The sequence below is a fragment of the Rathayibacter sp. AY1A3 genome (assembly GCF_002930975.1).
Classification (GTDB): Bacteria; Actinomycetota; Actinomycetes; order Actinomycetales; family Microbacteriaceae; genus Rathayibacter.
Genome location: NZ_PSTO01000013.1, coordinates 37,911 through 63,188 on the forward strand (window position 1 = coordinate 37,911; position 25,278 = coordinate 63,188).

Here is a 25,278-nt window from a genome sequence, read left to right on the forward strand (position 1 = left end):
GCCACGCTCCGGCACTCCCGGAGCCGGCGGAGGACGATCGGCGGCACGCCCCCAGCACCGACGATCCAGTGAGGAGTCGACCGTGACGACCGAGCGCGACGACCGACAGACCCCGCCCCGCCAGCCCCTCCTCCACGACTCCCTCGTCCTGCTCCGCGCACCCGTGCAGCTGTGGTCGGACGAGGCGGGCGAGGTCGGCTCCCGCCCCGTGCACGGGCTCTACCTCGGCGACGTGCGCGTGCTCGCGGGCGCCTCGCTCCGCGTGGGCGGCGCGGCGCTCGAGGCGATCGCGACCGGCCGCGACGGCGCCTCCTCCGCCCGCTTCACCGCGCTCGCCCGCCATCTCGACGACGCCGCCGCGGACCCTCGGATCCGCATGGTCCGCTCGCGGGAGGTCTCCGCCGGCGGCGTCCGCGAGAGCATCCGCCTCGAGTCGGCGCTCCCCGACGAGGTCGCGACCACCGTCGAGCTGACCCTCGACCCCGACTTCTCGCTCGTGCACGTGGTGAAGGCGGGGCTCCGCGACGAGCCCTCCTTCGCGACCGCTCCGGTGGACGGCGGCCTCGACTGGACCCACGGCCCGGTCCGCGCCGAGCTGCGCGCGCCCGGCGCCTCGATCTCGGGCACGGTGCTCACCTGGAGCGTCGTGGTCCCGGCCCGCGGGAGCGTCGAGGTCGTGTGGAGCGTCGCCGCGGAGGACGCCTCCGCCGTGGTCGCCGCCGCGTCCGGACCGGCCGAATGGGCGGGGACCGCGCTCGAGACCGGCGACTCCCGCCTCGCCTCCTGGTGCCGCGCCGCGCTCGACGACCTCGACGCCCTGCGCATGGTCACCGTGGAGCGCCCCGGCGAGCCGTTCCTCGCCGCGGGAGCGCCGTGGTTCTTCACCCTCTTCGGCCGCGACTCGATCTGGGCGGCGCGGATGCTCCTCCCCCTCGGGACGGGGATCGCCGCCTCCACCCTCCGCGTCCTGGCCGGCCTGCAGGGCACCCGCCACGTCGCAGACACCGCCGAGCAGCCGGGCAGGATCATGCACGAGCTGCGCGCCACGACCCTCGAGATCCCCGGCGAGGGCGTCTCGCTGCCCCCGCTCTACTTCGGCACGGTCGACGCCACCGCGCTCTGGGTCTGCCTCCTCCACGACGCCTGGCGCTGGGGGCTCCCGGACGACGAGGTCGAGGAGCTGCTGCCCGCTCTGGAGGCGGCGCTGCGCTGGCTCCGCGACGACGGCGACTCGGACGGCGACGGGTTCCTCGAGTACGTCGACACCACGGGGCACGGCCTCGCCAACCAGGGCTGGAAGGACTCGGGCGACTCGATCCAGTGGCGCGACGGCACGCTCGCGGAGGGTCCGATCGCGCTCTGCGAGGTGCAGGCCTACGCCCACGAGGCCATGGTCGGCGGAGCGGCGCTGCTCGAGCACCTCGGCCGTGACGGCTCGGAGTGGCGCGAGGCGGCGTCGACGCTGAAGGCGCGCTTCGCGGAGGCGTTCTGGATCGACGACGCCGACGGCGGCTACCCGGCGATCGCGCTCGACGCGGCCGGGCGCCCGGTCGACACGATCACCAGCAACCTCGGCCACCTCCTCGGCACCGGCATCCTCTCCCCCGAGCACGCCGCCCGGGTCGCCGAGCTGCTGGTCTCCCCCGGGCTCGACTCGGGCTTCGGCCTGCGCACCCTGGACAGCGGCTCGGGCGGCTACTGGCCGCTGTCGTACCACGGCGGCTCCGTCTGGGCCCACGACACCGCGATCGCCGTCACCGGGCTCGCCCGGGAGGGCTTCGGGGCGGAGGCGACGACCCTCTCGCGCGGACTGATCGCCGCGGCCGAGGGCTTCGGCTACCGGATGCCCGAGCTGCACTCGGGCGACCCCGCCGCCGAGGTGCACGCGCCGGTGCCGTACCCGGCGGCCTGCCGACCGCAGGCCTGGTCGGCGGCCGCCTCCGTCGCCGTGCTGTCGGCGGCGCTGGGGCTCGCTCCCGGAGGCGACACCCTGGTCGTCGCGCCGCTCTCGCCCGCGCTCGCCGGGCCGATCCGCGTGGACGGGATCCGCTACCGCGGCTCCGTGGTGCCGGTGGACTGGGACGGCAGGATCTGAGGCGCCGCGCCGCTCAGGGCGGACCGGCTCAGATCAGGCCGGCTCAGGGCAGGCGCGTTCAGGGCAGGCGCGCCACGACCGCGCGCGCGATGCGCCGGCCCGAGCGGTTCGCCCCGATGGTCGAGGCCGTCGGGCCGTAGCCGGCGAAGAAGACGCGCGGATCCATCAGCGAGGCTCCGTCGGCGACCGCGATGCCGCCCTCGCGCTCGCGCAGCCCGAGCGGAGCGAGGTGGCGCAGCTCCGGCCGGAAGCCCGTCGCCCAGATGATCGCGTCGGCGCGCGTGAAGGAGCCGTCGGGCCAGCGCACGCCCTCCTCCTCGATCGACGAGAACATCCCCCGCTCGTGCAGGAGCCCGCGCTCGATCCCGGCGACCACCCGGCGGGTGCGCTGCACGCCCGTGCCGCCGACGATGCTCGGGAGGGGCAGCCCGGCGCGGGCGGCGCGGTCCTGCTCGGCCACCGCCTCCACCGCCGACTCCATCGCCAGCTGCTCGCCGTCGTGGTAGACGACCGGTCGCCGCGTCGCCCACGTCAGCGAGCGCGCCACCCGCTCGAGCTCCAGCAGGAAGCCGATCGCCGAGGTGCCGCCGCCGACCACGAGCACCTGCTTCCCGGCGAAGTCCTCGGCGCGGACGTACTCGGTCGGGTCGATCTGCACGCCGCGGAAGCGGTCGCGCCCGGGGTAGTGCGGGACGAAGGGCGATCCCCAGGTGCCGGTCGCGTTGACGAGCAGGCTCGCGCGCTCGACCGCGCGGTCGGACTCGACGACGAGCGGCGACCCCGTGTCGTGCGGCGTCGCACTCGTGACGCGCCGCACCGACTCCGGACGGCGGATCTCGAGACCGAGCTCCTCCTCGTAGCGCCCGTAGTACTCGCGGACCACGTCCCGTGCCGGTCGCCGGTGATCGGCCGTGCGGAACGAGAGCCCCATCCGCTCCATGCCCGGGAGATCGTGCACGCGGTGCGCGGAGCCGAGCCGCAGGGCCTCCCAGCGGAACTGCCAGGCCCCGCCGGGCTCCGGACCGCGGTCGAGGACGATCAGGTCGCGCCCGGGGACGAGGCCGAGACGGCGCAGGTAGTAGGCCACGGACAGACCCGCCTGACCCGCGCCGATCACCACGACGGGACGCGGTGGGGCGACGCTGTCCACGGTGCTCCTGACGCGGTCGAGGATGGGCGGCCGTCCGGCAGATCGAGGCCCGGGGTGGCGTGTCCCCCGTCTGCTAAACTACCGCGTAGATTTCAACTTTCCCTGTCTGCTCTTTTCCCCAGCCGGCTCACTGCCCGTCTGGCCTGTCATCGTGAGGGGGTCACCCATGGGGCGCGGCCGTCAGAAGGCGAAGAACACCAAGATCGCCCGTGAGCTGAAGTCGTTCAGCCCGGCGGTCGATTACAGCGCGCTCGAGCGCGAGCTCAGCCACCCGGACGAGCCGGACTACTCGAAGTGGATCGACGCCGAGGACGACGGCGACGACACGGACCTCGTCGAGGAGCCGCACCAGAAGCGTGCGTGACTCCTCCCGTGAATCGGGGCCGCTCCCTCGGGGCGGCCCCGATTCGCGTGCGGACGGGGATCCGGCGGGTGAGGGACCCGAGGTCGAGGAGCCGCTCCGCGCAGCCCCCGCCGACGTCGCCGTCCGGCAGCTGTCGACGCGGGTCGCCTACGAGACCCCGTGGATCCGCGTCCGCGAGGACGAGGTGCTCTGGCCGGGCGGGACGCGCGGCGTCTACTCGGTCGTCGAGCGCGACGACTACGCCCTCGTGCTTCCGCGGGAGCGCGGCGGGTTCTGGCTGGTCGAGCAGTACCGGTACCCGATCGGCCGCCGCGCGTGGGAGTTCCCCGCCGGCGGCTGGCCGCACGGCTCGGCCGGCGGCGACCCCGAGGCTCTCGCCCGTGCCGAGCTGCGCGAGGAGACGGGCCTCCGGGCCGAGCGCCTGACGCACCTGGGCAGGCTCGCGGAGGCGTACGGCTTCGTCGCGCAGTCCGTGGACGTCTTCCTCGCCGAGGGTCTCGAGCACGGCGAGCACGAGCGCGAGGACACCGAGCAGGACATGCGGCAGCAGTGGTTCCCCGATGCGGAGATCGCGGAGATGGTCCGCTCCGGGGCGATCGTCGAGACGGCCGCGGTGGCCGCGCTCGCCCTCTTCCACCTGGAGCGCGGGTCGCTCGGCTGAGCACGTTCTCCCGCTTTCCGCCACTGAGTGCAGAATGTCGGTGCCCCCTGGGACACTGACCGGATGAGCACTTCCCCGCCCGCACGGCTGCCCGTGTGGCAGTCGGAGCGTCGCGGGAACGACCTCGACGAGGCGCGCGACTTCTACGCCGGCTCGTACAACGGCTCCGGCTTCCGGGCCGAGCGCTCGGTCGTGCCGTTCGCGTTCCGCTACACGACGACCGGGCCCGGGCCCGTGAGCCTCCACTCCGCCTCCTTCCTCGGCCGGGTGCGCGGCACGGTGGCCCCGAGCGACGTCTACGTCGCCCTCTGGCTGACCGCGGGGCGCGCCTCCCTCGACCTGGGACGCGACGAGCACCGCCTCGTCGTCGGCCGCCCGGCCATGTTCCCGAGCGGCCGGCCCTTCGGCTTCGAGGCCCTCGAGTACCGCGACGCGCTCGTGCACTTCGAGGCCGCCCACCTCGAGGCGATCGCCGCCGAGCTGCACGGCACCGAGCCCGGCCCGCTGCGGTTCGCCCCCGTGGCGCGCGACACGACCGCCTGGTGGGCCGCGATCCGGCTCCTGCGCGACACCCTCGCCTCCCCGCACACGCCCACCGTGCTGCAGCGCGACGGCGTCGCCCGCATCGCCGCGCTCGCCGCCCTGCAGACCTTCGCCCACCGCATCGCCCCGCTGCCGGCCGTGCCGCCCTCGGTCAGCGCTCGGCGCCTCCGACGGGCCGTGGAGTTCGTGCAGGCCAACGCCGATCTGCCCCTCGGAGTGGCCGACATCGCCGACGCGGCCGGGCTCACGGTCCGCGGCGTGCAGCTGGCGTTCCAGCGCGCCTTCGGCGAGACCCCGCGGCACTACCTGCGCGACGTCCGCCTCGAGCGCGCGCACGAGGAGCTCTCGGCCGGATCGATCGGCTCGCTGGTGGTCGGCGACGTCGCCGCACGCTGGGGGTTCATCAGCGGCGGCCGCTTCGCCCAGCACTACGCGACGCGGTTCGGCGAGCTCCCGAGCGAGACCCTCCGGCGCTAGTCCCGCCGATCCCCGACGGCGGTTCCGCCGAGGGGCGTTCGGGCGTACTGTCCGAGGACCGCCCGCTGCCCCGCGGGCCGCGTCGATGGAGCCGCGAATGTTCGAACCCGGAGGATCCGCGCGGCCTGTCGCGCGGGTCGGCTACGTCACCGCCGCCCTGCTGGTCGGCGCCATCCTGGTGGGTGGCGCAGTCGGCGCCGCCGTCGCCCTGGTCCTCTACCTGCCCGGCGTCCTCGCCGCCGACGGCCCGCCCGGGCTGGTGAGCTTCGGCCTGCTCATGGGAGCGGCCTCCGGCGCGGGCATCGGAGTCGTCGGAGGCGCGGGAGCGGTCGCCGGCATGGTCGCGGTGCGCGTCGCGAGCCGCCGCGACGGCCCGTTCGTGCTCGGCACCAGCGCGGGCGCCGGTCTCGGCGTGCTTGCCGCCTCCGCGAACCTGCTCGTCAGCCGCGACGCCCCGACCTGGGCGACCGCCCTGCTCGCCACCGCGGCCGCCTGCGCCCTCTGCGCGGCGGGCTCGTGGCTGCTCACCCGGCACGAGCACTCCTGGGAGCGCGCGCACGCCGCACCGCACTGATCCGCGGCGCCTCCGGGGATCAGCCCGCGTAGGATCCGACCAGGCGGACCGCTCCGCCGTCGACGCCCTTCGCGCCCTGCTCGAAGCCCTCGAACCCGCGCGCGGCCGTCGAGACGCGGCCCGCGACCCACGACGGGACGCCCGAGCGCTCGAGGCGTGCGATCACGCCGTCGGCCGCCTCCGCCGCGACCACGGCGAACATGCCGATGCCGAGGTTCCAGGTGCCCTCGGTGCTCTCGAGCGTCGCGCCGGACATCCCGGCGAGCGCGCGGAACACGTCGGACGGGCTCCAGCTCGCCCGCTCGACCTCGACCCAGGAGCCGCGCGGCAGCACCCGGGCGAGGTTCGCCGCGATCCCGCCGCCGGTGACGTGGCTGATGGAGTGGACGGCCGGGCCGAGCTCGGCGTCGTCGAGCAGATCGAGGAGGGGCCGGGTGTAGAGGCGGGTCGGCTCCAGCAGCACCTCGCCGACTACTCCGCCCAGCTCCTCGGAGCGGTCGGTGAAGCCGATGCCGCGCTCGGCGAGGATGTGGCGCACGAGCGAGTAGCCGTTCGAGTGCAGTCCGGAGGAGGCCATCGCCACCACGACGTCGCCGTCGCGCACGCGGTCGGCGCCGCGCACCTGGTCGGCCTCGATCGCGCCGACCGCCGCGCCCGCCACGTCGTAGTCGTCGGGTCCGAGCAGGCCCGGGTGCTCGGCCGTCTCGCCGCCGACGAGCGCGGTGCCCGTCTCGGAGCAGGCGCGCGCGATGCCGGCGACGATGTCGGCGATGCGGGCCGGGACCACCTTGCCGCACGCGATGTAGTCGGTCATGAAGAACGGGCGGGCGCCGACCACGACGATGTCGTCGACGACCATGCCGACGAGGTCCTGCCCGATGGTGTCGTGCTTGTCGATCGCCTGGGCGAGCGCGACCTTGGTGCCGACGCCGTCGGTCGAGGTCGCAAGGAGGGGGGCTCGGAAGTCGCGGAGGAAGGAGACGTCGTACAGGCCCGCGAAGCCGCCGACCCCGCCGAGGACCCGGCTGTCGTGCGTCGCCGACACCGCCGACTTCATCAGCTCGACGGCGAGGTCCCCCGCCGCCGTGTCGACTCCTGCGCGGGCGTAGCTGCTCGTCTCATCACTCACGCGACGACCCTACCGACTGCCCTCTCCCGCCGCGGCGCGGATCCGGGTCCGCCGCACCGGCGGCTCCCGCTCCGCGCCCGCGGTCACGCGTCCCAGGCCACGTAGTGCAGCTCGGCGCGGTCGCGGCTGCGGTGGAGGTCGAGGTAGGACCGGGCGATGACCTCGGCCGCCGCGTTCGGGTGCCCGCCGTCGATGAGTGCGGTGATCGCCACATGGGCGGCGTAGACGCCCCGGGGCTCGAGCGCGGAGTGGAGGTTGAGGACCCAGTTCCGCAGGCCCGCGGCGGCGATGTTGATGTTCGCCAGCGCCGCGTGCGGGGAGACGGAGCCGCCGCCGGTGGTGACGAGGATCGTCCCGCTGCCGGCGGCGATCATGTCCGGAACCACCTCGCCGACGGCGCGGAGCGCGCCGCCGAGGTAGAAGTCGATCTGCGGCTGCAGGTTCCCGGGCGTGACGTCCAGGACGCCGACCGGGGTGAGAGCGGAGTCGGCGGGGGAGAACTCGAGGACATCGATCGGACCGAGGTCGGCACGGATCGCCCGCAGCGCGGCGGTCAGGGTCTCGGGCTGCGCGATGTCGGCGGCGAACCCCGTCGCCTCGATGCCCTCCTCGGCGAGGCGGGCGGCCAGGCCGTCCAGCTTCTCCTGGTTCCGCGAGACGAGGGCGACGGTGAAGCCGGCCCGGCCGAAGACGCGGGCGATCTCGAGGCCGAGGCCGGGGCCCGCGCCGATGACGGTGAGAAGGGGCATGGGAGGTCCTGTCGTCGTGCGCCCCGGGGCGCGATGAGCGGGGCTGCTAAGTTGAGGTCAGCCTCAACACTCATTGGAGCATAAGTTGAGTGGCACCTCAAGATCATCGGGAGGATCACGTGGACGAGCAGAAGGCCCTGCGCCGGGACGCGCAGCGGAACGTCGAGAAGCTGCACGCCGCCGCCCTCGAGGTCTTCGGCTCCCGCGGCCTGGCCGCCCCCCTCGAGGACATCGCCCGTCACGCCGGCGTGAGCATCGGCACCCTCTACAACCGCGTCGGCTCCCGTGAGGAGCTCATCGACGCCGTCGTCCCGGCCGTCGCCGGCGAGAAGCTGAAGGGCCTGACCGAGCGCGCTCTCGCCGAGCGGTCCTCCCGCGGACGCCTGGAGCGCTTCGTCTCCGGGATGATCGACCTCCAGCTGGAGGACCCCGCCCTCAACGACGCGATGCTGCGCCGCTTCCCCGACGCGGTCGCCCTCATCGAGGCCTGCGACCGCTCGATCGAACTCGGCCGGGATCTCGTCGAGGCCGCCCACCGCGACGGATCCCTCTCCCCCGACTTCACCCACGACGACCTGATGGCCCTGCTCTGGATGGCGGGCACGACCAGCCGCGAGTCCGCGGCTCCACAGGGCTGGCGCCGTGTCCTGGACCGCAGCCTCGCCGGAGCCTGGACGGCTCCGAGCAGCTGAGCGGCCGCGCGGCTCCCCGACCGACCGCCCGGCCGATCCGCCGGTCGACGCCGCCCTGAGCACCCCCGCGACCACGGATCCGCCCACGGCGAACCATTAGGGGATGAGTCCCCCGCGTGCCAGGATGGACCGTCAAACCCCCCTGCTATCCCCTTGGGAGCCCCTCCGGCATGTGCGGAATCGTTGGGATCGTGTCCTCCGGACCGGTCAACCAGTCCATCTACGACAGCCTCTCCCTCCTGCAGCACCGCGGCCAGGACTCGACCGGCATCGCGACCGCCGACGGCAGCACCCTGCACATCAAGAAGGCCGCGGGACAGGTCCGCGAGGCGTTCCGCACCCGCGACATGCGCTCGCTGCTCGGATCCATGGGCCTCGGCCACGTGCGCTACGCGACGAAGGGCAACGCCGAGCGCGAGGAGGAGGCCCAGCCGTTCTACGTGAACGCGCCGTACGGCATCATCCTCGTCCACAACGGCAACCTCACGAACACGCGCGAGCTCACCGAGGAGCTCTTCCGCATCGACCGCCGCCACCTCAACACCACCTCCGACACGGAGCTGCTGGTCAACGTGCTGGCGAACGAGCTGCAGGCCTCGATGTCGGGCCGCGACCTCGACGCCGACGAGGTGTTCGACGCCGTCGCCCGCGTGCACGAGCGCGTCGAGGGCTCCTACGCCACCATCGCGCTGATCGCCGGCGTCGGGCTGCTGGCGTTCCGCGACCCCTTCGGCATCCGCCCGCTCATCGTCGGCCGCCGCAGCAACACCGGCGCGCCGGACGACTGGGTCGTCGCCTCCGAGTCGCTCGTGCTCGAGGCGCAGGGCTTCGAGATCGTCCGCGACGTCGCCCCCGGCGAGGCGGTCTTCATCACCCCCGACGGCCGGATGGCCAGCCGCCAGTGCGCGAAGGATCCGCGACTCATCCCGTGCTCGTTCGAGTACGTCTACCTCGCCCGCCCCGACTCCGTGATGTCGGGCATCTCGGTCTACGAGGCGCGCCTGCGCCTGGGCGACCGCCTCGCCGACACCATCGCGCAGTACACCCCGGGCGGAGCGATCGACGTCGTCATGCCGATCCCCGACTCCTCCCGCCCCGCCGCGATGCAGGTCGCGCAGAAGCTCGGGATCGAGTACCGCGAGGGCTTCTACAAGAACCGCTACGTCGGCCGGACGTTCATCATGCCCGGGCAGGCGGTCCGCAAGAAGTCGGTGCGGCAGAAGCTCAACGCGATGTCGAGCGAGTTCAAGGGCAAGAACGTCCTGATCGTCGACGACTCGATCGTCCGCGGCACCACCTCCAAGGAGATCGTCGACATGGCCCGCGCGGCCGGCGCGAACACGGTCACCTTCGCGTCCGCAGCGCCCCCCGTGCGCTACCCGCACGTGTACGGGATCAACATGCCCTCGCGCCAGGAGCTCGTCGCCCACAACCGCCGCATCCCCGAGATCTCGGAGGCGATCGGCGCCGACCAGCTGATCTACCAGGAGGTCGCCGACATGAAGGCGGCGATCCTCGAGGGCTCGGACGTCACCGACCTCGAGACCAGCTGCTTCACCGGAGAGTACGTCACGGGCACCGTCACCCCGGAGTACCTCGACTGGGTGGAGCGCACGCAGCTGAGCTGAGCTCTGCACAGCGCCGGGCGCGGCGCAACGGGTGCCGCGGATCCGTGCGCCGCTCCATGATCGGAGGGTGCGCGGCCCCGCGCGCATGCACCCGAGGAGTCCCCCGTGATCTACCGAATCCTTCCGTTCCTGCTCACCTTCGTGGCCAAGAAGATCTCGAAGTCGCAGAAGGCCAAGCGCGCCGCCGCCAAGCGCCCGACGTCCACCCCGAGCAGCAGCCGCCGCTCCTCATCGCGCCGGGGACGCTGACGCCGCGGTCCCGTCCGCGAGCGCGAGCCGCGGGCGGGACCCTCAGCGCAGGGCGGAGTGCAGCGGCCGCAGGGCGGCCCGCCTCCGCCGGCTAGACCCGGTCGGAGCCCGTCTGCGGGTCGTCCTCGTCGGACGTCGTCCGCACGTCGGGCAGAGCCTCCTCGGCCACGGGCTCCTCGGCCGCGTCCTCGCGCTCGACGATCCGCTCGGCGGTGGTCCGGACGATCTTCCGGCCGACGACCCGGTCGAGCAGCACCACGACGAGCCCCGCGAGAGCGCCGAACAGCGTCACGAAGAGCAGCAGGCTGAAGCCGAAGACCTGCCCGCGGGAGAAGCCCTGCGTCTCGGGCAGCGCGAAGGTCAGCACGAAGGCCGCGATCGCTCCGAGCCCGACGCCGAGGGTCAGGATGCGCCAGACGCGCGGGGAGCGGCGGACGTCGACCTCTTCGCGGGTGACCTCGGGGCGGGCGGGATCGCTCATGCCTCCATTCTCCCCCGCGCGGGCGAGGGCACGGCACCGTGATCGCTCAGAGCGCGTGCACGAGCCGGCCCGCCTGCGCGCGCAGCTCGCGGACGACGGTGCGGACCGAGAGCCGCTCCGCCCGGTCCGGCCGCATCAGCGCGACGATGTGCCGCACGGAGTTCACCCCGCGGAGCGGCTTCACCACCACTCCCGCGCCGCCCGCCGTGTAGCGCGGGAGCACCGCGATGCCCAGGCCCGCCGCGACGAACGCCTCCGTCACGCGGGTCGACGCGAAGCGCTGCTCCACCCTCACCGCCTCGCCGGACGCGGTCTCGATGTCCTGCATCACGCGCTCGAACGGGAACCCGTCCGGGACGCCGATCCAGGTCTCGCCGACCAGATCCGCCGCCGAGACCGTCGCCCGGTCCGCGAGGCGGTGCCCGGCCGGCAGGCCGATGTCGAGGGGCTCGACCATCAGCTCCGCCATCGCGAGGCCGCGACCGGCCCAGGCGCTTCTGCCGGTGGGCGAGTGGGCGAGCACGATGTCGAAGTCGGCGGTCAGGTCGGCGAACTCGTCGGTGCCGGGGTCCGCGTCCTCGCACTGCACGACGAGTCCCTCGACGCTGCGGAGCGCGACCAGCGCGTTCGGGAGGAGCATCTGGCCCGCAGTGGGGAAGGTCGCGATGGTGACCTCGCCGATCGGGTTGTTCTTGAACGTCTGCCAGACGGCGTCGGCCCGCTCGAGCGCGATCGCGATCTCGGTGGCGCTCCGGGCGAGCTCGCGTCCCGCCGCCGTGAGCACCACGCCGCGGCCGGAGCGCTCGATCAGCGGCACGCCGGCCTCGCGCTCGAGCACCTTGAGCTGCTGCGAGACCGCGGAGGGCGTGCGGTGCGTCGCCTCCGCCACGGCCGTGATCGAGCGGCGCATCGAGAGCTCGCGGAGCAGTTCCAGCCGTCGCACGTCCATGTAGAGAAACTACACGTCAGGGCAAGAACAGTTCGATTGTCCTACGGAACACGCGGCCGGACACTGGACGTTGTACACAGCATCCCGGCGGATCGATCAGAAGCCGCCGCAACGAAAGGCAGAACACTCATGAGCATCGCAATCCTCGTCGTCCTCAGTGGCCTCGCCGCATGGGGCACGGTGTCGACGGTGCTCGTCGCCAGCCGCGACGGCTACCGTCAGGTCCCCGCGCAGCACTGAGCCCCGCCGCTCCGCGACAGCACCTCATCGCGTTCCGACGCCGTCTCCCGACCGGGAGGCGGCGTTCTCGCGTCTCCGGGGGCTGGTGCCGCTCCTCGGGGAGCGCCTCCCCGCCGCGGCTCCCGGGGGTCGACCATCGGCTCGCCCCGCACACGACGACGGGCCCCCGACCGGAGTCGAGGGCCCGTCGTGCGCGCGGTGCGGCTACTTCGCGGCGGTGCGGCGGCGCAGGCGCGCGACCGTCATGCCCAGACCGAGCAGCAGAGCGGCGATCCCGGCGGCGAACGCGGGGGTCGCGTCCACTCCGGTCTCGGCGAGGTGGTGCGAGCCGGCGACCGGAGCAGTGGTCGGCGTCGGCGCGGGGCCCGTGGTGGGCGGCGTGGTCGGCGCGGGCGTCGGCTCCGTGGTCGGTCCGGGAGTCGGGGTGCCCGCTCCGGCACCGGCCGCGACGGCGAAGCCGACGCTGATCTCGGTGCCGGTGGTGTCGAGCGCGAACGTCGCGGTGTGCGCGCCGCCCGCCAGACTCTCGTCGATCGGGACCGAGAACGAGGCGCGACCGGTCGAGTCGTCGGTAACGGCCCGGGTCGGATCGATCGTCGCGGTGCCGACGACGGTGCCGTCGACGCTCGCGGTCACGGTGGTGTCGGCCGCGGCTCCGGTGCTGAACAGGAGCGAGGAGAGGTCGACGGTCATGGTGTCGCCGACCGCGTACTCGCCCGAGTCCGGGACGTTGTCGGTCAGGCCGATCGTGCGCTGCACGGGGTCGGGGCTGACGGTGCCGAGGTCCTGGATGTAGCCGACGAAGGCGTCCAGGTCGATGCGGCCGGAGTCGGCCGTGCCGGTGCCCTCGGTGAAGGTGCTGAAGCCGTCGCCGCCGCTCGCGAGGAAGCTGCTGGTCACGACGGTGAAGGTCGCGGCCGGGTCGATCGGCTCGTTCTGGAAGAACACCTGCGAGATGCGCGAGCCCTCGGGCGCCGTCGCGTCGAAGACGTAGGTGAGGTCCTTCGAGGTGGAGAGGTTCAGCTGCGGGTGGCTGGAGCTGCCCACCCACTGCTCCTCGAGCAGGTCGGAGATCTGCTCGCCGGTCAGCTGCAGGGTCACCAGGGTGTTCGCGAAGGGCTGGGCGTCGGAGGCCTCGGCGTAGGTGACCACGCCGTCCGCGTCGCCGGGCTGGTCCGGAGTCGCGGTGTAGGACAGGTCGTCGCGCAGGCCGCCCGCGTTCGAGAAGGCGATCTGCGTGCCGAGCTCACGGGTGGCCCACAGCTGGGCGTCCGAGACGAGGTTGCCGAGGGTCGACTCCGAGCCGCGGTTGGTCGTGGTGCCGTCCGGGCGGTAGGCGCGCGAGATGTCCTCGGTGATGGTGCCGACCTTCACGCTGCCCTCGCGGACGGCGACGGCCTGGGCGTCGGCGACGATGGTCTCGACCTCGGGGTCGGGCTCGAAGGCGCCGACGACGATCGTCTTGGCCGGGTCGTCGGAGGTCGGGTCGTCGACGACCTTCGTCAGCGGCACGACCTCGCTGGTGAGCGAGGTGAGCTGCTTGGTCGCCGGGTCGACGGTCAGGGACATGCGGCCGATGTTCTCGGCGTAGCTGCCGGTCTGCGACACGACGGTCGGGAAGGCCCGGCCCGCGTCGATGCCCGCGTCGTACTCCTGGTGGCTGTGGCCCGAGACGATCGCGTCGACGTTCGGGGCGACCGCGTTGACGATCGCGCCGAACTTGGGGTCCGCCTCCGGAGTGTTCAGCTCGGCCGCGTCGGCGTCGGCTCCCTCGTGCAGGAGCAGGACGACCACGTCGGCCTCGTCGTTGGCGGCGTCGCCGTCCTGGAGCTGCGCGGCGACCTCGTTGACGTTCTCGGCGATCGGCTCGACGGAGAGCGTCGAGATCGTGGCGGGGCTGACGAGCTTGCCGAGGTCCTCGGTGATCGCGCCGATGAAGGCGACGGAGACGCCGTCCTGCTCGGTGATCACGTACGGGGAGTAGGCGCGCTCGCCGGTCACGGTGTCGTAGAGGTTCGCGTTCACGTAGGGGAACGCCGAGGCGTCCACGACGCGGCCGTCGACGTCGGCGCGGCCCTGGTCGAACTCGTGGTTGCCCAGCGTGCTGACGTCGAGGCCCATCGCGTTGAGCGAGTCGAGCGTGGGGATGTCGCCCTGCACCTTCGACACGAAGGTCGAGGCGCCGATGTTGTCGCCGGCCGAGACGAACAGCGTGTTCGGGTTGGCGGCGCGGTAGGAGTCGACGGCACCGGCGAGCACGGCGGCTCCGGCGACGGCGCGGTCGGCGGCGAGCCGCCCGTGGAAGTCGTTGATCGAGAGGATGTCGATGGCGACATCGCCCTCGGCCGCCGCGGCGGGCGTGGCGCCGAGGAGGGCCGCTCCGGCGACGGCGCCGACGGCGGTCGCGGAGAGGAGTCGGGTGAGGCCGCGTCGGCCCGGGGAAGTACTGCGCATCGTGAAGGGGACTCCAAGCATCGAGCGGTGGATCCGGAGAGGATTCGTGCCGCGTGAGGGGGTTATTCCCAGACAACCCGACGGCGGACCGCAGGTCAAACGTTCGGACGACGGCTCGCCGCCGCGTTTACGAGAAGTTAATTCGCCGACGCTCAGCCGACGCGCAGGATGGGGAGGAACGGCGTGAGGTCCGCGCGCACTCCGGAGGCGTGGATCCGCCCGCTCGCGAGGCCCTCGCTCCACGGCAGGGAGCCGGTCGCGAGCGGCAGCCAGGTCGCCGCGTCCATCTCGATCACGTTCGGCGGCGTCCCGCGGGTGTGGCCCGGGCCCTCGACGCACTGGGCCGCGCCGAACGGCGGAACGCGCACCTCGACGCTGCGCCCGGGGACGTTCGTCTCGATGATCTGCAGGAGGAACCGCACCGCCGTCGCCGTCGTGTTCCGGTCCGCTCCTCCGGCGAGCGCCGCCCGCACCGCGGACTGCCCGCTCGCCTCGTCGATCCTGCCCTTGGCCATCCACCCATCCTGCCGCCGCCGCTCGCTCCCGGAGGCCTCCCGCGGGGCTCCGCCCGGCGTGTCGGCGTCCGCAGCGCCGCCCTGCGGAGGAGGACGTCACAGGGACCAGCCCCGGCGCGGGGCGCCCTATCCTGTCAGGGTGAAGATCCTCGTCCTCGGTTCGGGTGCCCGTGAGCACGCCATCATCACGGCTCTCCTCGCGGAGGAGGAGCACCACGAGATCATCGCGGCGCCCGGCAACGCCGGCATCGCGCGCGACGTCGAGGTCATCCACTTCGACACGAACAGCCCCCGGCTGGTCAGCGACTTCGCGGTGGAGCAGGGCATCGAGCTCGTCGTCATCGGCCCCGAGGCGCCCCTGGTCGCCGGAGTCGCCGACGCGCTCCGCAAGCGCCGCATCCCCACCTTCGGCCCCGACCGGGCCGCCGCCGCACTCGAGGGCTCGAAGACCTTCGCGAAGCGCGTGATGGACATGGCCCGCGTGCCCACCGGCCGCGCGACCCGCGTCTCCACCCTGGTCGACGCCACCCGCGCCATCGACGAGTACGGACTCCCCTCGGTCGTCAAGGCCGACGGCCTCGCCGCGGGCAAGGGAGTCCTGGTGACGGAGTCGCGCAGCGCGGCTATCGCGCACGCCGAGTTCTGGCTGCAGTCCGGCGACGTCCTCATCGAGGAGTTCCTCGCCGGCCAGGAGGTCTCCCTCTTCCTCCTCTCCGACGGCCACGACGTCGTCCCCCTCTCCCCCGCGCAGGACTTCAAGCGCCTGGGCGACGGCGACGAGGGGCCGAACACCGGCGGCATGGGCGCCTACTCCCCGCTCCCCTGGCTCGCCGACCGCTGGGAGAGCGAGCGCGCCTTCGTCGACGAGGTGATCGACACGGTCGCCATCCCGACCATCCGCCAGCTCGAGCGCGAGCGCACCCCCTTCGTCGGACTGCTCTACTGCGGCCTCATCGTGACCGACGCGGGCCTGCGCGTGATCGAGTTCAACGCCCGCTTCGGAGACCCCGAGACCCAGGTCGTCCTCCCCCGCCTCGCCTCCCCGCTGTCCGCGCTGCTGCACGCGGCGGCCACCGGCGCGCTCGCCTCCGTCCCGTGGCCCGCGTTCAAGGACGAGGTCGCCGTCACCGTCGTCCTCGCGAGCGAGGGCTACCCCGAGAACGCCGTCACCGGACGGACCATCACCGGACTCGACGCGGCGGCGGACGTCCCCGGCGTCACCATCGCCCACGCGGCGACCCAGCTGGTCGACGGGAGCTTCGTCGCCACCGGCGGCCGCGTGCTCAACGTCGTCGCACGCGGCGCCGACTTCGCCGAGGCGCGGGAGCGGGCGTACCGCGCGCTCGACCTGATCCACCTCGACGGCGGGCTGTATCGGAGCGACATCGCGGCGAAGGTCGCGAAGTAGCGCGACCTTCGCCGTGATGTCGGCCACGCCGCTCCCCGCGCGGCGTGGCGCAGTCGGCTCAGAGGGCGGCCGGGTCTCGGAGAGCGGGGAGCGATCGGCGCATCCGAAACGCTCGGCACGCGTCTCGGTCGACGCCTCGAGGGTGGCCGGGGTGGGGTGGATCCGCACTCGGACTCGGACCTCCGCGACACGGGCTCGCGGCGGAGGTCGGTCGCCTCGCGGGGGGCGGGTCAGGCCAGGGTGCGGAGGGCCTCGGCGAGGTGGGGGTGCGCGAAGGTGAAGCCGGCGTCCTCGAGGCGGGCGGGCACGACCCAGCGGGACTTGAGCAGGAGCTCGGACTCGGTGCGGAGCAGGAGCGTCGCGGGCTCGAGGACGAAGCGCGGAGCCGGCACGCCGATCCGGCGGCCGACGGCGGCGCGGAGCAGCCGGGAGAGCTCGGTGTTGTCGCTCGGATTCGGCGACGCGAGGTTCACCGGCCCGTCGAGGGTCGACTCCTCGAGGAAGCGGATCGACCGGTGGACGTCCTCCACGTGGATCCAGCTGAAGTGCTGACGGCCGCGGGTGCGCCGGTGCTCGTGGTGCACGCCGGCCTCCCGGCGGGCGCGCGTCGAGGGCCACGGCCCGTCGAACTGCGGACCGCCGAGGCCGAGCCGCGCCAGCCGCAGCAGGATCGCCGTCGCCGGACCGTCTCCGAGCACGATGGACATCCGCAGCGCCACGCGCCGCACGCCCGGCGTCTCCCCGGCGAAGAACTCCGACTCCCACGCCCGCGCCACATCGACCGAGAAGCCCTCGCCGAGCACGCCCTCGTCCTCGGTGTTCGCCCGCTCCTCCTCGTGCCGGTAGATCGTGGCCGTGCTCGCGTTCATCCAGACCGGCGGAGGAGTCGCGGCCGCCGCGACCGCCCGGTGCAGCTCCGCGGTGGTCGCCACGCGCGAGCGGAGGATCTCGGCGCGGTTCGCCGCGGTGTACCGGCAGTCGACGCTCTTGCCGGCCAGGTTCACCAGGAGGCGCGCACCGTCGAGGACCCGGGTGATGCCGGCGGTGTCGCCCCAGCGCGCGTCCGGCCCGGAGCGGCCGATCCTCCGCACCGTCCAGCCGTCGGCCGTGAAGCGGCGGGTGAGGTCCGTCCCGAGGAATCCGCTCGCACCGGCGAGGACGACGACGGGGTCAGCGGTGCTGCTCATCGCCCCATCGTGCCGCACGGCGCCGGAGTCACGGGGAGGACTCGTCGCAGGCGCGCTGCCGGGACGCGGAGTGGGTGGAGGCGGGCCTCGATCAGCCGCCGAGCGACCCCGCACCGCGGAGGAGACGCGCCGCGGCGAGCGCCCCGGCCAGCCGCTCGGCGAACCCCGGCGGCACCTCGGCGGGCAGCGCGTCGACGGGCCACCAGGCCACGTCGTCGCTCTCGTCGCTGACGCTCACCGGAGCGTCCGGATCGGCGATCGCACCGTAGCCCACGTCCCAGTGGCGGGAGCAGCGGCCGAAGCCGTCGCCGAGCGCGTGCCGGTCGAGGTCGAGGGGCAGGACGCCGAGCGGCTGCAGCCGTGCCGCTCCGCTCTCCTCCCGCGCCTCGCGGAGGGCCGCGTCGGCCGTGGAGTCGTCGCCGGGCTCGACATGACCGCCGAGCTGCACCCAGAACCGGCCCTTGCGGTGGAAGCAGAGCAGCACCTGCGCCAGATCCGGCGAGAGCACGAAGCAGCTCGCCGTGACGTGCTCGGGGCCGCCGTCGCGCTCGAGCGCCGACTCGCCGCGCTGCTCGAGGAACGCCAGGTACTCGTCCCGCAGGTCCGCGAGCGCGCCCGCGTCCCACTCCCGCAGCTCGCCCGCCAGCCGCGTCCCTCGCTCCCCCGTCACGCGAAGGACCCTACCTCCCCTCCGCGAGCTGCCCCTCCGGTGCGCTGCACGGCGTGCGTGGCGTACCGGAGCGGCGTCTCGCGGAGGGAGGAGGGACGGGAGCGTCAGACGGAGAGGCCGGAGAGGCCCTCGCGGTCGACGCGGCGGTGGAAGCGCATGCCGGCGAGACCGCCGAGCACGGCGCCGACCAGCGCGACGACCAGGGCGGCGAGCGCCGTCACGACCGCCGCGGCCGTGGCGTCGCCGGCGTCCAGGGGGATCGTCGGGAAGCCGCTCACCGCGGAGAGCGCCTGGCTGCCGCCGGTGATCGCCGAGACGATGCCCACGACGATCGCGACGACGACCGCCCAGGCCCACACTCCGACGCCCTGCTTCGCTCCGCTGAAGCGGGCCATGCGGCCTGCCACGTAGCCGCCGCAGTAGTAGGCGACGAGGAGGATGACCAGCAGTGCGATCGCGCCCGCCCAGCCGAACGCGGCGGGGTCGGCCGCGAGGTCGCCGGTGACGTCCTGGGTGCCGATGACGGCGGCCCCGATCGCGGTGACGAGGGCGGTCAGGAGGACGGCGAGTCCGGTGGCGGCGAGCCAGCCGAAGAAGGCGCAGCCGATCTTGAAGCCGCCGAAGCGGTCGCGCTCGCGCTGGTGGATGTCCTTGCGCGCGGCCGCACGGGCCTGCTTCGCCTCGGCGGAGTCGGGGTCGACGGGCGCGCGGTGCTCGGGAGCCGAATGCGCGGAGTCGGAGCGGTCCGTCGAAGCGGAGCGGTCCGTCGAGGCGGAACGGTCCGAGGAGGCGGAACGGTCCGGAGTCGCGGAGCGGTCCGTCGCCGCAGCCGCTCCCGTGTCCCCCGCGGAGTCGATGCGCGCCGTGCCGCCCGCCGCCGAGCCCTCTGCCCGTCGCGGCAGTCCGCCGTCAGCCGGATCCCTGTCTGTCGTGCTCATGTCGAACCTCCTGGCCGAGCGCCCCGAAGAAGGGCGACACGCTCAGTCAAGACCCAGGGAGCCCTCGGTGTCGCGGGCTTGACGACACGACGGAGCGGTCCGGGCGTCAACCCCCTGCGCCCCCTCCCTCCCACCCGCTTGCATGGAGGGACCGACCGACGACACGAGAGGGAGAGTCATGACTCCGGAATCCCCCGAGCAGACACCGCCCGGCACCGAGGCCGAGCTGACGCCGAAGGCCGACCACGGCGAGACCACCTACCGCGGCACCGGCCGCCTCAGCGGCAAGGTCGCCCTCATCACGGGCGGCGACAGCGGCATCGGCAAGGCCGTCGCGATCGCGTTCGCGCGCGAGGGCGCCGACGTCGCGATCTCGTACCTCGACGAGCACGACGACGCCGAGGACACCGCCAAGTGGGTCCGGGAGGCCGGCCGCGAGGCGCTGCTCCTCCCCGGCGACCTGCAGGACCCGGCGCACTGCCGCGCCGTCGTCACCGAGACCGTCGAGCGCTTCGGCCACCTCGAGGTGCTCGTCAGCAACGCCGCCTTCCAGATGAGCCGCGAGAGCGTCACCGACATCCCGGACGAGGAGTGGGACCGCACGATCGCGACGAACATCAGCGCCTACTTCCACCTCGTGAAGTCGGCGCTGCCCCACCTGAAGGAGGGCGCATCGATCATCGCGACGAGCTCGGTGCAGTCCGACCAGCCGTCGTACCAGCTGCTCCCCTACGCCGCCACGAAGTCGGCGATCCTCAGCCTCACCGCCTCGTTCGCGCAGGCGCTCGGCGAGAAGGGCATCCGCGCCAACTCGGTCGCGCCCGGCCCGATCTGGACGCCGCTCATCCCCTCGACCATGCCGGAGGAGGCCGTCGCCGAGTTCGGCGAGCAGGTCCCGCTGGGCCGCCCCGGGCAGCCGGCCGAGGTGGCCCCCGCCTACGTCCTCCTCGCCTCCGACGAGGCGAGCTACATCAGCGGGTCGACGATCGCCGTCACCGGCGGGAAGCCGATCCTCTGATCACGCTCCAGGGCACCGCTCACCCGCAGGATTCCGCGATAGGTTCCTGCGGGTGAGTGTGCACATCCGCAGCATCGAGACGGCGGTGCCGACCACGGTCCTGCGCCAGTCCGAGGTGCGCGACCTCTTCGCGTCCCAGCCCGCGATGACCCGGCTCGGGTCCCGCCTGATCGGCGCGGCCTTCGACGCGTCCGGGATCGACACCCGCAGCACGGTGGTCGACGAGCTCGACCGGGTCGAGCGGGAGGGTGCGAGCGTCTTCTACGACGCGGGGAGCGGCCTGGTGCTCGACCCGGGGACGGCCGCGCGCAACGCCGTCTACACCGAGCGCGCTCCCGAGCTCTTCACGGAGGCGGCCCGCCGCGCCCTCGCGTCCGCGTCGATGACCGCCGAGGACGTCACCCACGTGGTGACCGTCTCCTGCACCGGCTTCTACGCCCCGGGGCCCGACTACCAGCTGGTCCGCCGCCTCGGCCTCGCGCCCTCGACGCAGCGCTTCCACCTCGGCTTCATGGGCTGCTACGGCGCCTTCCCCGGCCTGCGCGCCGCCCGCCAGTTCTGCGAGGCCGACCCGGAGGCGGTCGTCCTCGTCGTCGCGGTCGAGCTGTGCACCATCCACCTCACGAGCTCCAACGACCCGGAGCAGATCGTCGCGACCTCCGTCTTCGCCGACGGCGGTGCGGCGGCCGTCGTCACCGCCCGCGAGGCCGCGCCCGGCACCCCGGTGCTCGAGCTCGACGCGCTCGCCACGACGCTCACCGACGAGGGCGAGACCGAGATGGCGTGGACGATCGGCGACCACGGCTTCTCGATGCGGCTGAGCACCTACGTGCCCTCGATCATCGGAGCGAACATCGAGGCGGCCGTCGCCCCGCTGCTGGCCGGCGCCGAGGTCGAGCAGAGCGACGTGCAGCGCTGGGCGATCCATCCCGGCGGCCGCAGCATCCTCGACAAGGTGCAGGCCTCGCTCGCCCTCAGCGACGAGCAGCTGGCCCCGTCGCGCGAGGTGCTGCGGACCAACGGCAACATGTCGAGCGCGACCGTCCTCTTCATCCTGCGGCGCCTGCTGCACGGCGAGGCGGCCGACGGCGAGCGGATCGGCGCGATGGCGTTCGGCCCCGGCCTCACCGTCGAGCTCGCGCTGCTCACCAAGCGGGGCGGGGAGTGACTCCGCGAGCCCCTCTCGCGCCGGACCTGCGCCACCGCGAGGTCTCCGAGCAGGAGCTGATGGACGACCCGGACTGCGACCGCACCCTGCTCGACGCCACCTACGCCCGCTTCGGCACCGTGAACCGGCTGGTCTCGGGGTGGCGCGGCCTCTACCGCTCGCGCCTGCGTCCGCTGCTGCGGCCCGACGAGCCGTTCCGCCTGCTCGACATCGGCTCCGGAGGCGGCGACGTCGCCCGCTCCCTCGCCGGCTGGGCCCGCGAGGACGGCCTCCGCCTGGCGATCACCGCCGTCGATCCGGACGAGCGCGCCTCCGCGTTCGCCACGTCGACGCCCGCGCCGCCCGGAGTCGAGTTCCGCCGCGCGAGCAGCGCCGACCTGGTCGCCGAGGGCGAGCACTTCGACCTGGTGACCTCCAACCACGTGCTGCACCACCTGTCTCCGGAGTCGCTCGCCGACCTGCTCGCCGACAGCGAGCGCCTGGCCCCGCGCGCACTGCACAACGACATCGAGCGCTCGCGGCTGGCCTACACGGCCTACCTGCTGGCCACGCGACCGATCGCGGCCGGCTCGTTCCTCCACTACGACGGGTCGCTGTCGGTGCGGCGCAGCTTCACCGCCGCCGAGCTGCGGGCTGTGGCGCCCGAGGGGTGGCGGGTCGAGCGCGCGGCGCCCTACCGGCTGCTGCTCGCGCGGGGCGAGGTGTGAGGACGCGGCGGAGGGTGAGCGCTTCCGGTCCGCTCTGGCTGCGCGCCGCCGCTGTCAGCTACTCCGCCAACTGCGCCCTCGGCACCGCCGTCGCCACCGGCGCTCTCCGCACGGGCCGCTGGCACTGGATCCATCACGCGCTCTACATCTGCACGTCGACGCTCACCGCTCTGGCCTGGGCGACGCTGCGACGGTCGGACACCCGCGCCGCGTCCGCGCTGGCTCCCGCCGCCGTCCCGCTGGCGGTGATCCCCTTCGCGGGGACGCACGGACGTCGGCACCCGGCGATCGCGCTGGCGGCGGCTCCGTTCGTGCTCGCCGCTCTCGGGCGGACGCGGCGGCCGGCGCGGCGCCGAGGAGTGCTCCAGCGTCTCAGGGCCGGGTCAGCCCTGCGCTGACGCGCCCCGGCTTCTAGCGCGGGGGCTCGACGTCGCGGTCGGGGTCGGAGCGGTACGAGCGCAGCGCCTGCCAGCCGGCGATCGCGAGGATCAGCGCGCCGCAGAGCATCGTCAGCAGGTTCGGCACCGAGAAGCCGCTGCCCACGACCGAGTTGATGCCCGCGCCGAGCACGAACACACCTCCGAGAAGGTAGAAGATGACCCTCGTCTTCACCGTTCCACCGCTTCCCTCGAGCCTGCACAGGACCCTCGATGCTACCGCGCGCGCCCCGGGCCGCCGCCGCTCCCCCCTCTGCGCGATCGATCGGGGCAGGATCGAGGCATGGAGTTCCTCGATGTCGTCCGGCGCCGGAAGACCACCAACGGCGCGTTCCTGCCCGACCCCGTCTCCGAGGAGCACCAGCGGCTCCTGATGGAGGTGGCCGGCCGGGCGCCCTCGCAGCTCAACAGCCAGCCGTGGCGGTTCGTGCTCGTCGAGGAGCGCGAGACGATCGACCGGATCGCCGCCATCAGCGGCGAGAGCATGACCACCGCGATGTCGAACGGCACGTTCTTCGAGCGCTACAAGCCCTACTTCCGCTTCAGCAGCGAGGAGATGGAGCAGCGGCGCGACGGGATGCTGTTCGACAAGCTGCCGGCTCCGCTCCGCCCCTTCACGAAGCAGGTCTTCACGAAGCGCGGGCAGTTCCTGATGAACTCCCTCCGCGTCCCGCAGACGCTCGGCGAGGAGAACCGCCGGCTCGTCGCGGGATCGCCGCTGCTGCTCGGGGTGATGCTCGACCGCTCCGAGTACCGGCCGGGCGAGCTCTCCTCCTTCTACTCGGTGTTCAGCATGGGCGCCGCGGTGGAGAACGTCTGGCTGGCCACGGTCGAGCTGGGGATGGGGATCCAGTTCGTGTCGTTCCCGATGGAGGTGCCGGGAGCGTGGGCGCGGATCGAGTCGCTGCTCGCCGTGCCCGACGAGCTGGAGCTGATGGCGGTGTACCGGCTCGGCTACCTGCCTCCGGAGCAGCGGCGGCCGGCGATCGACTGGTCCTCGCACCAGCGGAAGCTTCCGTCGCAGTACGTCTTCCGCGGCACCTGCGCGACTCCGCAGGAGGGGTGGGACGCGCCGGCCGGGCCGTGACGGGATCCTGAGCGGCGCGGCCGGCAGCCGGAGGTGCCCGCGCTCGCTCCCGGGCCGGCCCCGGCCGACGGGAGATCCGCGACGGAGCATCGACTCTCGCTACATGCGTCGGCTAACGTGGCGCCCAGCACGCCCGGCAGTGCTACGTCCCGTCCGCGGGACTGTCAATGGGGGTCCGGCGTGTCTCCCGCCCGATTCCCCGCACCGGGGTCCGAGCGGATACCGTCCCCCGAGGAGCCGTCCGCCAGGGCCGGCCCGATGAACGAAGGGGGCCCGTGGCCACGCTCATCTACGGACCGCAGAACCTCGAGATCGAATTCGAGGAGCGCGTCCTCGCGCACCTGAAGGTCGCCGTCCTCTCGAAGCTGCGCCGCAACGAAGCCTTCTCGCTCTCGTGGATGGAGGACGCCTCCACCGGACACGGCCGGAGCTCCGTCTGGCTGCACCCGTCGGTGCCGCTGCACTTCCGCTTCACCGAGGCGCACCAGCCCAAGCTCAACCGCGCGTGGATCGAGCAGATGCTCAGCGTCGCCAGCATGCACGGCGAGCTCTCGGTCCTGCCGGAGCCCGAGGAGCAGCGCCAGGGCTCCTGAGCTCCGCCGCTCCTGGGCCCCGCTGCCCCCTGATCGCACGGCCGTCAACCCCGTCCCCTCTGCGGGGGACGCGAAGCACCGTCGAGAAGACGTCCCCGGAACCATCGGCGGACGTCGACGGACGGAGACGACCATGACGGACACCGCGCGAGCGACCGGCCTGCCCACCCTCACCCCGGTGCGGACGCTCCGCAAGGAGCAGCCGATCGAGCCGCGCCGCGTGCCGGACTCCGTCTCCGTCGGCTCCCAGCCGGTCATCGGCTGCCGGATCGACGTGAGCGGCCGCTCCTTCGTCGTCGAGCTCGACATGGCCGGCATCTTCCTGCGCCAGGTGCGCCGGAGCCTGCGCGAGGGCGAGGGCGGCCTCGTGCTGCTGCGCCACGTCGACGGGATCGAGATGATCCCGTTCTCGCGCGCGACGCCGTTCGACGTCTCGGACATCGTCTGCCCCGAGGGCGTCGAGCCCGCGGACGCCCGCTCGGCCCTGGGGCTCCGCGACCGCTGATCCGCGACGGGCGGGGTGCTCCGCCCCGCGCCCGCCGCTGAGCGGGATCAGGCGGGGAGCGACGCCTCGATCAGGTCGACGATCCGAGGGTCGTCGGGCTCGACCGTCGGGCGGAACCGGTGGACCGTGCCGTCGGCCGTGATCAGGAACTTCTCGAAGTTCCACTTCACCCGGCCGGCCTTGCCGTTCTCGTCCTCCGCCTTGGTGAGCTCCGCGTAGAGCGGGTGCGCCGAGCGGCCGTTGACGCGGACCTTCTCGAACATCGGGAAGGTGACCCCCCAGGTCGTCGAGCAGTACGCCTTGATCTTGTCCTCATCGCTCAGCTCCTGGAGGAACTGGTTGCTCGGGAAGCCGAGGACCGTGAATCCGCGCTCCCCGTAGCTCTTCTGCAGGGCCTCGAGCTTCTCGTACTGCGGGGCGAGGCCGCAGCGGGAGGCGACGTTGACGATCAGCCGCACGGGCGGGTAGTCGGCGAGGGTCGACGTGGTGCCGTCGATCGTGGTGAGGGGGATGTCGGCGATCGTGTCGGGCACGGAGGGCTCCTTCGGACGTGGTGCGTCGACGCTACTCCCCGCCGCCGAGGGAACCCCGAGTCGTGGAGGCGGCTCGC

The 25,278-nt window shown here is 73.4% G+C and carries 28 protein-coding genes; 16 read left to right on the plus strand and 12 right to left on the minus strand.

From position 1 onward, the window contains the following. The first annotated feature begins 82 nt into the window (after positions 1-82). Positions 83-2,095 (plus strand): glycogen debranching N-terminal domain-containing protein, encoded by a 2,013-nt coding sequence (locus tag C5C10_RS08210; RefSeq protein ID WP_104328993.1) that lies wholly within the window; start codon positions 83-85, stop codon positions 2,093-2,095. Between the two features lie 58 nt (positions 2,096-2,153). Here the strand turns inward: C5C10_RS08210 and C5C10_RS08215 are convergent, their stop codons facing one another. Beyond that, positions 2,154-3,245, minus strand: a complete 1,092-nt coding sequence (locus tag C5C10_RS08215) for an FAD-dependent oxidoreductase (protein WP_104328994.1) — start codon at positions 3,243-3,245, stop codon at positions 2,154-2,156. A 166-nt stretch (positions 3,246-3,411) separates the two neighbouring features. Here C5C10_RS08215 and C5C10_RS08220 point away from each other — a divergent pair, with 166 nt between their 5' ends. The 4 genes from C5C10_RS08220 (at position 3,412) to C5C10_RS08235 (ending at position 5,864) form a co-directional block, all read left to right on the plus strand. Further along, positions 3,412-3,609 (plus strand): DUF3073 domain-containing protein, encoded by a 198-nt coding sequence (locus C5C10_RS08220; RefSeq protein ID WP_097167615.1) that lies wholly within the window; start codon positions 3,412-3,414, stop codon positions 3,607-3,609. Then, positions 3,602-4,270, plus strand: a complete 669-nt coding sequence (locus C5C10_RS08225) for an NUDIX hydrolase (RefSeq protein ID WP_258060492.1) — start codon at positions 3,602-3,604, stop codon at positions 4,268-4,270. Before C5C10_RS08220 ends, C5C10_RS08225 begins: the two co-directional genes overlap by 8 nt. Positions 4,271-4,333: 63 nt before the next feature. Then, positions 4,334-5,290, plus strand: coding sequence for an AraC family transcriptional regulator (locus tag C5C10_RS08230; protein WP_104328995.1), 957 nt, complete (start codon positions 4,334-4,336; stop codon positions 5,288-5,290). A gap of 97 nt (positions 5,291-5,387) precedes the next feature. Then, entirely contained in the window at positions 5,388-5,864 is a 477-nt protein-coding gene (locus C5C10_RS08235; protein ID WP_104328996.1) for a hypothetical protein, read from the plus strand. 19 nt (positions 5,865-5,883) lie between these two features. On the opposite strand, the gene purM is transcribed toward C5C10_RS08235, so the two are convergent. Beyond that, positions 5,884-6,993 carry a phosphoribosylformylglycinamidine cyclo-ligase gene (gene purM / locus C5C10_RS08240; protein WP_104223764.1) on the minus strand — a complete coding sequence of 370 codons (1,110 nt, stop codon included), beginning with the start codon at positions 6,991-6,993 and terminating at the stop codon, positions 5,884-5,886. Between the two features lie 83 nt (positions 6,994-7,076). Then, the gene (locus C5C10_RS08245) at positions 7,077-7,742 is read right to left on the minus strand and encodes an SDR family NAD(P)-dependent oxidoreductase (RefSeq protein ID WP_104328997.1); all 666 of its coding nucleotides are present in this window, start codon (positions 7,740-7,742) and stop codon (positions 7,077-7,079) included. A gap of 119 nt (positions 7,743-7,861) precedes the next feature. Here C5C10_RS08245 and C5C10_RS08250 point away from each other — a divergent pair, with 119 nt between their 5' ends. The 3 genes from C5C10_RS08250 to C5C10_RS17795 all read left to right on the plus strand — a co-directional run bounded on the left by C5C10_RS08250 (position 7,862) and on the right by C5C10_RS17795 (position 10,311). After that, positions 7,862-8,434, plus strand: a complete 573-nt coding sequence (locus tag C5C10_RS08250) for a TetR/AcrR family transcriptional regulator (RefSeq protein WP_104282655.1) — start codon at positions 7,862-7,864, stop codon at positions 8,432-8,434. Between the two features lie 170 nt (positions 8,435-8,604). Further along, positions 8,605-10,062, plus strand: a complete 1,458-nt coding sequence (gene purF / locus C5C10_RS08255; protein ID WP_104223766.1) for an amidophosphoribosyltransferase — start codon at positions 8,605-8,607, stop codon at positions 10,060-10,062. A gap of 105 nt (positions 10,063-10,167) precedes the next feature. Next, complete coding sequence (locus C5C10_RS17795) at positions 10,168-10,311, plus strand: hypothetical protein (protein WP_159940146.1); 144 nt, start codon at positions 10,168-10,170, stop codon at positions 10,309-10,311. A gap of 91 nt (positions 10,312-10,402) precedes the next feature. On the opposite strand, the gene C5C10_RS08260 is transcribed toward C5C10_RS17795, so the two are convergent. The 4 genes from C5C10_RS08260 to C5C10_RS08275 all read right to left on the minus strand — a co-directional run bounded on the left by C5C10_RS08260 (position 10,403) and on the right by C5C10_RS08275 (position 14,950). Beyond that, entirely contained in the window at positions 10,403-10,792 is a 390-nt protein-coding gene (locus tag C5C10_RS08260) for a hypothetical protein (RefSeq protein WP_104328998.1), read from the minus strand. Positions 10,793-10,838: 46 nt separating this feature from the next. Then, a complete protein-coding gene (locus C5C10_RS08265) occupies positions 10,839-11,741 on the minus strand; it encodes a LysR family transcriptional regulator (RefSeq protein WP_104238722.1) in 903 nt (300 codons plus the stop codon). Positions 11,742-12,185: 444 nt separating this feature from the next. Beyond that, positions 12,186-14,435, minus strand: coding sequence for a bifunctional UDP-sugar hydrolase/5'-nucleotidase (locus C5C10_RS08270; protein ID WP_104328999.1), 2,250 nt, complete (start codon positions 14,433-14,435; stop codon positions 12,186-12,188). A 152-nt stretch (positions 14,436-14,587) separates the two neighbouring features. Continuing rightward, complete coding sequence (locus tag C5C10_RS08275) at positions 14,588-14,950, minus strand: sterol carrier family protein (RefSeq protein ID WP_104223770.1); 363 nt, start codon at positions 14,948-14,950, stop codon at positions 14,588-14,590. 139 nt (positions 14,951-15,089) lie between these two features. Between C5C10_RS08275 and purD the strand changes: the two genes are divergently transcribed. Continuing rightward, on the plus strand, positions 15,090-16,358 hold the full coding sequence (gene purD, locus C5C10_RS08280; protein ID WP_104329000.1) for a phosphoribosylamine--glycine ligase: 1,269 nt from the start codon (positions 15,090-15,092) through the stop codon (positions 16,356-16,358). A 230-nt stretch (positions 16,359-16,588) separates the two neighbouring features. On the opposite strand, the gene C5C10_RS08285 is transcribed toward purD, so the two are convergent. From C5C10_RS08285 to C5C10_RS08295, 3 genes are all read right to left on the minus strand, one after another. Continuing rightward, positions 16,589-17,545 carry an epimerase gene (locus C5C10_RS08285; RefSeq protein WP_104269334.1) on the minus strand — a complete coding sequence of 319 codons (957 nt, stop codon included), beginning with the start codon at positions 17,543-17,545 and terminating at the stop codon, positions 16,589-16,591. A gap of 91 nt (positions 17,546-17,636) precedes the next feature. After that, positions 17,637-18,215: an NUDIX hydrolase gene (locus tag C5C10_RS08290; RefSeq protein WP_258060493.1), complete on the minus strand. Its 579-nt coding sequence runs from the start codon at positions 18,213-18,215 to the stop codon at positions 17,637-17,639. 104 nt (positions 18,216-18,319) lie between these two features. Beyond that, positions 18,320-19,153: a hypothetical protein gene (locus C5C10_RS08295; RefSeq protein ID WP_244229549.1), complete on the minus strand. Its 834-nt coding sequence runs from the start codon at positions 19,151-19,153 to the stop codon at positions 18,320-18,322. A gap of 178 nt (positions 19,154-19,331) precedes the next feature. Here C5C10_RS08295 and C5C10_RS08300 point away from each other — a divergent pair, with 178 nt between their 5' ends. From C5C10_RS08300 to C5C10_RS08315, 4 genes are read left to right on the plus strand one after another with little or no spacing between them, the layout of a single operon-like run. Beyond that, positions 19,332-20,171, plus strand: coding sequence for an SDR family oxidoreductase (locus C5C10_RS08300; protein WP_104233826.1), 840 nt, complete (start codon positions 19,332-19,334; stop codon positions 20,169-20,171). Between the two features lie 52 nt (positions 20,172-20,223). Next, positions 20,224-21,339, plus strand: a complete 1,116-nt coding sequence (locus C5C10_RS08305) for a type III polyketide synthase (RefSeq protein WP_104329001.1) — start codon at positions 20,224-20,226, stop codon at positions 21,337-21,339. After that, on the plus strand, positions 21,336-22,046 hold the full coding sequence (locus C5C10_RS08310) for a class I SAM-dependent methyltransferase (RefSeq protein ID WP_258060494.1): 711 nt from the start codon (positions 21,336-21,338) through the stop codon (positions 22,044-22,046). Before C5C10_RS08305 ends, C5C10_RS08310 begins: the two co-directional genes overlap by 4 nt. Before the next feature lie 14 nt (positions 22,047-22,060). Continuing rightward, complete coding sequence (locus tag C5C10_RS08315) at positions 22,061-22,444, plus strand: hypothetical protein (protein ID WP_104247377.1); 384 nt, start codon at positions 22,061-22,063, stop codon at positions 22,442-22,444. Positions 22,445-22,457: 13 nt separating this feature from the next. On the opposite strand, the gene C5C10_RS08320 is transcribed toward C5C10_RS08315, so the two are convergent. After that, on the minus strand, positions 22,458-22,658 hold the full coding sequence (locus tag C5C10_RS08320) for a hypothetical protein (protein WP_104223776.1): 201 nt from the start codon (positions 22,656-22,658) through the stop codon (positions 22,458-22,460). Positions 22,659-22,766: 108 nt separating this feature from the next. On the opposite strand from C5C10_RS08320, the gene C5C10_RS08325 reads away from it, so the two are divergent. From C5C10_RS08325 to C5C10_RS08335, 3 genes are all read left to right on the plus strand, one after another. Then, positions 22,767-23,570: a nitroreductase family protein gene (locus tag C5C10_RS08325; RefSeq protein ID WP_104329002.1), complete on the plus strand. Its 804-nt coding sequence runs from the start codon at positions 22,767-22,769 to the stop codon at positions 23,568-23,570. Between the two features lie 275 nt (positions 23,571-23,845). Further along, positions 23,846-24,163: a hypothetical protein gene (locus tag C5C10_RS08330; protein ID WP_244229547.1), complete on the plus strand. Its 318-nt coding sequence runs from the start codon at positions 23,846-23,848 to the stop codon at positions 24,161-24,163. Positions 24,164-24,296: 133 nt separating this feature from the next. Next, the gene (locus tag C5C10_RS08335; RefSeq protein WP_104223778.1) at positions 24,297-24,668 is read left to right on the plus strand and encodes a hypothetical protein; all 372 of its coding nucleotides are present in this window, start codon (positions 24,297-24,299) and stop codon (positions 24,666-24,668) included. 47 nt (positions 24,669-24,715) lie between these two features. Here the strand turns inward: C5C10_RS08335 and C5C10_RS08340 are convergent, their stop codons facing one another. Further along, positions 24,716-25,201, minus strand: coding sequence for a glutathione peroxidase (locus C5C10_RS08340; protein WP_244229546.1), 486 nt, complete (start codon positions 25,199-25,201; stop codon positions 24,716-24,718). Positions 25,202-25,278 lie beyond the last annotated feature (77 nt).

Excerpts from the sequence above, each read along its gene's own strand:
- C5C10_RS08220 (WP_097167615.1), top strand. The coding sequence starts at position 3,412 with ATGGGGCGCGGCCGTCAGAAGGCGAAGAACACCAAGATCGCCCGTGAG.
- C5C10_RS08230 (WP_104328995.1), top strand. The coding sequence starts at position 4,334 with ATGAGCACTTCCCCGCCCGCACGGCTGCCCGTGTGGCAGTCGGAGCGT.
- C5C10_RS08235 (WP_104328996.1), top strand. The coding sequence starts at position 5,388 with ATGTTCGAACCCGGAGGATCCGCGCGGCCTGTCGCGCGGGTCGGCTAC.
- C5C10_RS08245 (WP_104328997.1), bottom strand. The coding sequence starts at position 7,742 with ATGCCCCTTCTCACCGTCATCGGCGCGGGCCCCGGCCTCGGCCTCGAG.
- purF (WP_104223766.1), top strand. The coding sequence starts at position 8,605 with ATGTGCGGAATCGTTGGGATCGTGTCCTCCGGACCGGTCAACCAGTCC.
- C5C10_RS08260 (WP_104328998.1), bottom strand. The coding sequence starts at position 10,792 with ATGAGCGATCCCGCCCGCCCCGAGGTCACCCGCGAAGAGGTCGACGTC.
- C5C10_RS08265 (WP_104238722.1), bottom strand. The coding sequence starts at position 11,741 with ATGGACGTGCGACGGCTGGAACTGCTCCGCGAGCTCTCGATGCGCCGC.
- C5C10_RS08270 (WP_104328999.1), bottom strand. The coding sequence starts at position 14,435 with ATGCGCAGTACTTCCCCGGGCCGACGCGGCCTCACCCGACTCCTCTCC.
- C5C10_RS08275 (WP_104223770.1), bottom strand. The coding sequence starts at position 14,950 with ATGGCCAAGGGCAGGATCGACGAGGCGAGCGGGCAGTCCGCGGTGCGG.
- C5C10_RS08285 (WP_104269334.1), bottom strand. The coding sequence starts at position 17,545 with ATGAGCAGCACCGCTGACCCCGTCGTCGTCCTCGCCGGTGCGAGCGGA.
- C5C10_RS08295 (WP_244229549.1), bottom strand. The coding sequence starts at position 19,153 with ATGAGCACGACAGACAGGGATCCGGCTGACGGCGGACTGCCGCGACGG.
- C5C10_RS08300 (WP_104233826.1), top strand. The coding sequence starts at position 19,332 with ATGACTCCGGAATCCCCCGAGCAGACACCGCCCGGCACCGAGGCCGAG.
- C5C10_RS08325 (WP_104329002.1), top strand. The coding sequence starts at position 22,767 with ATGGAGTTCCTCGATGTCGTCCGGCGCCGGAAGACCACCAACGGCGCG.
- C5C10_RS08335 (WP_104223778.1), top strand. The coding sequence starts at position 24,297 with ATGACGGACACCGCGCGAGCGACCGGCCTGCCCACCCTCACCCCGGTG.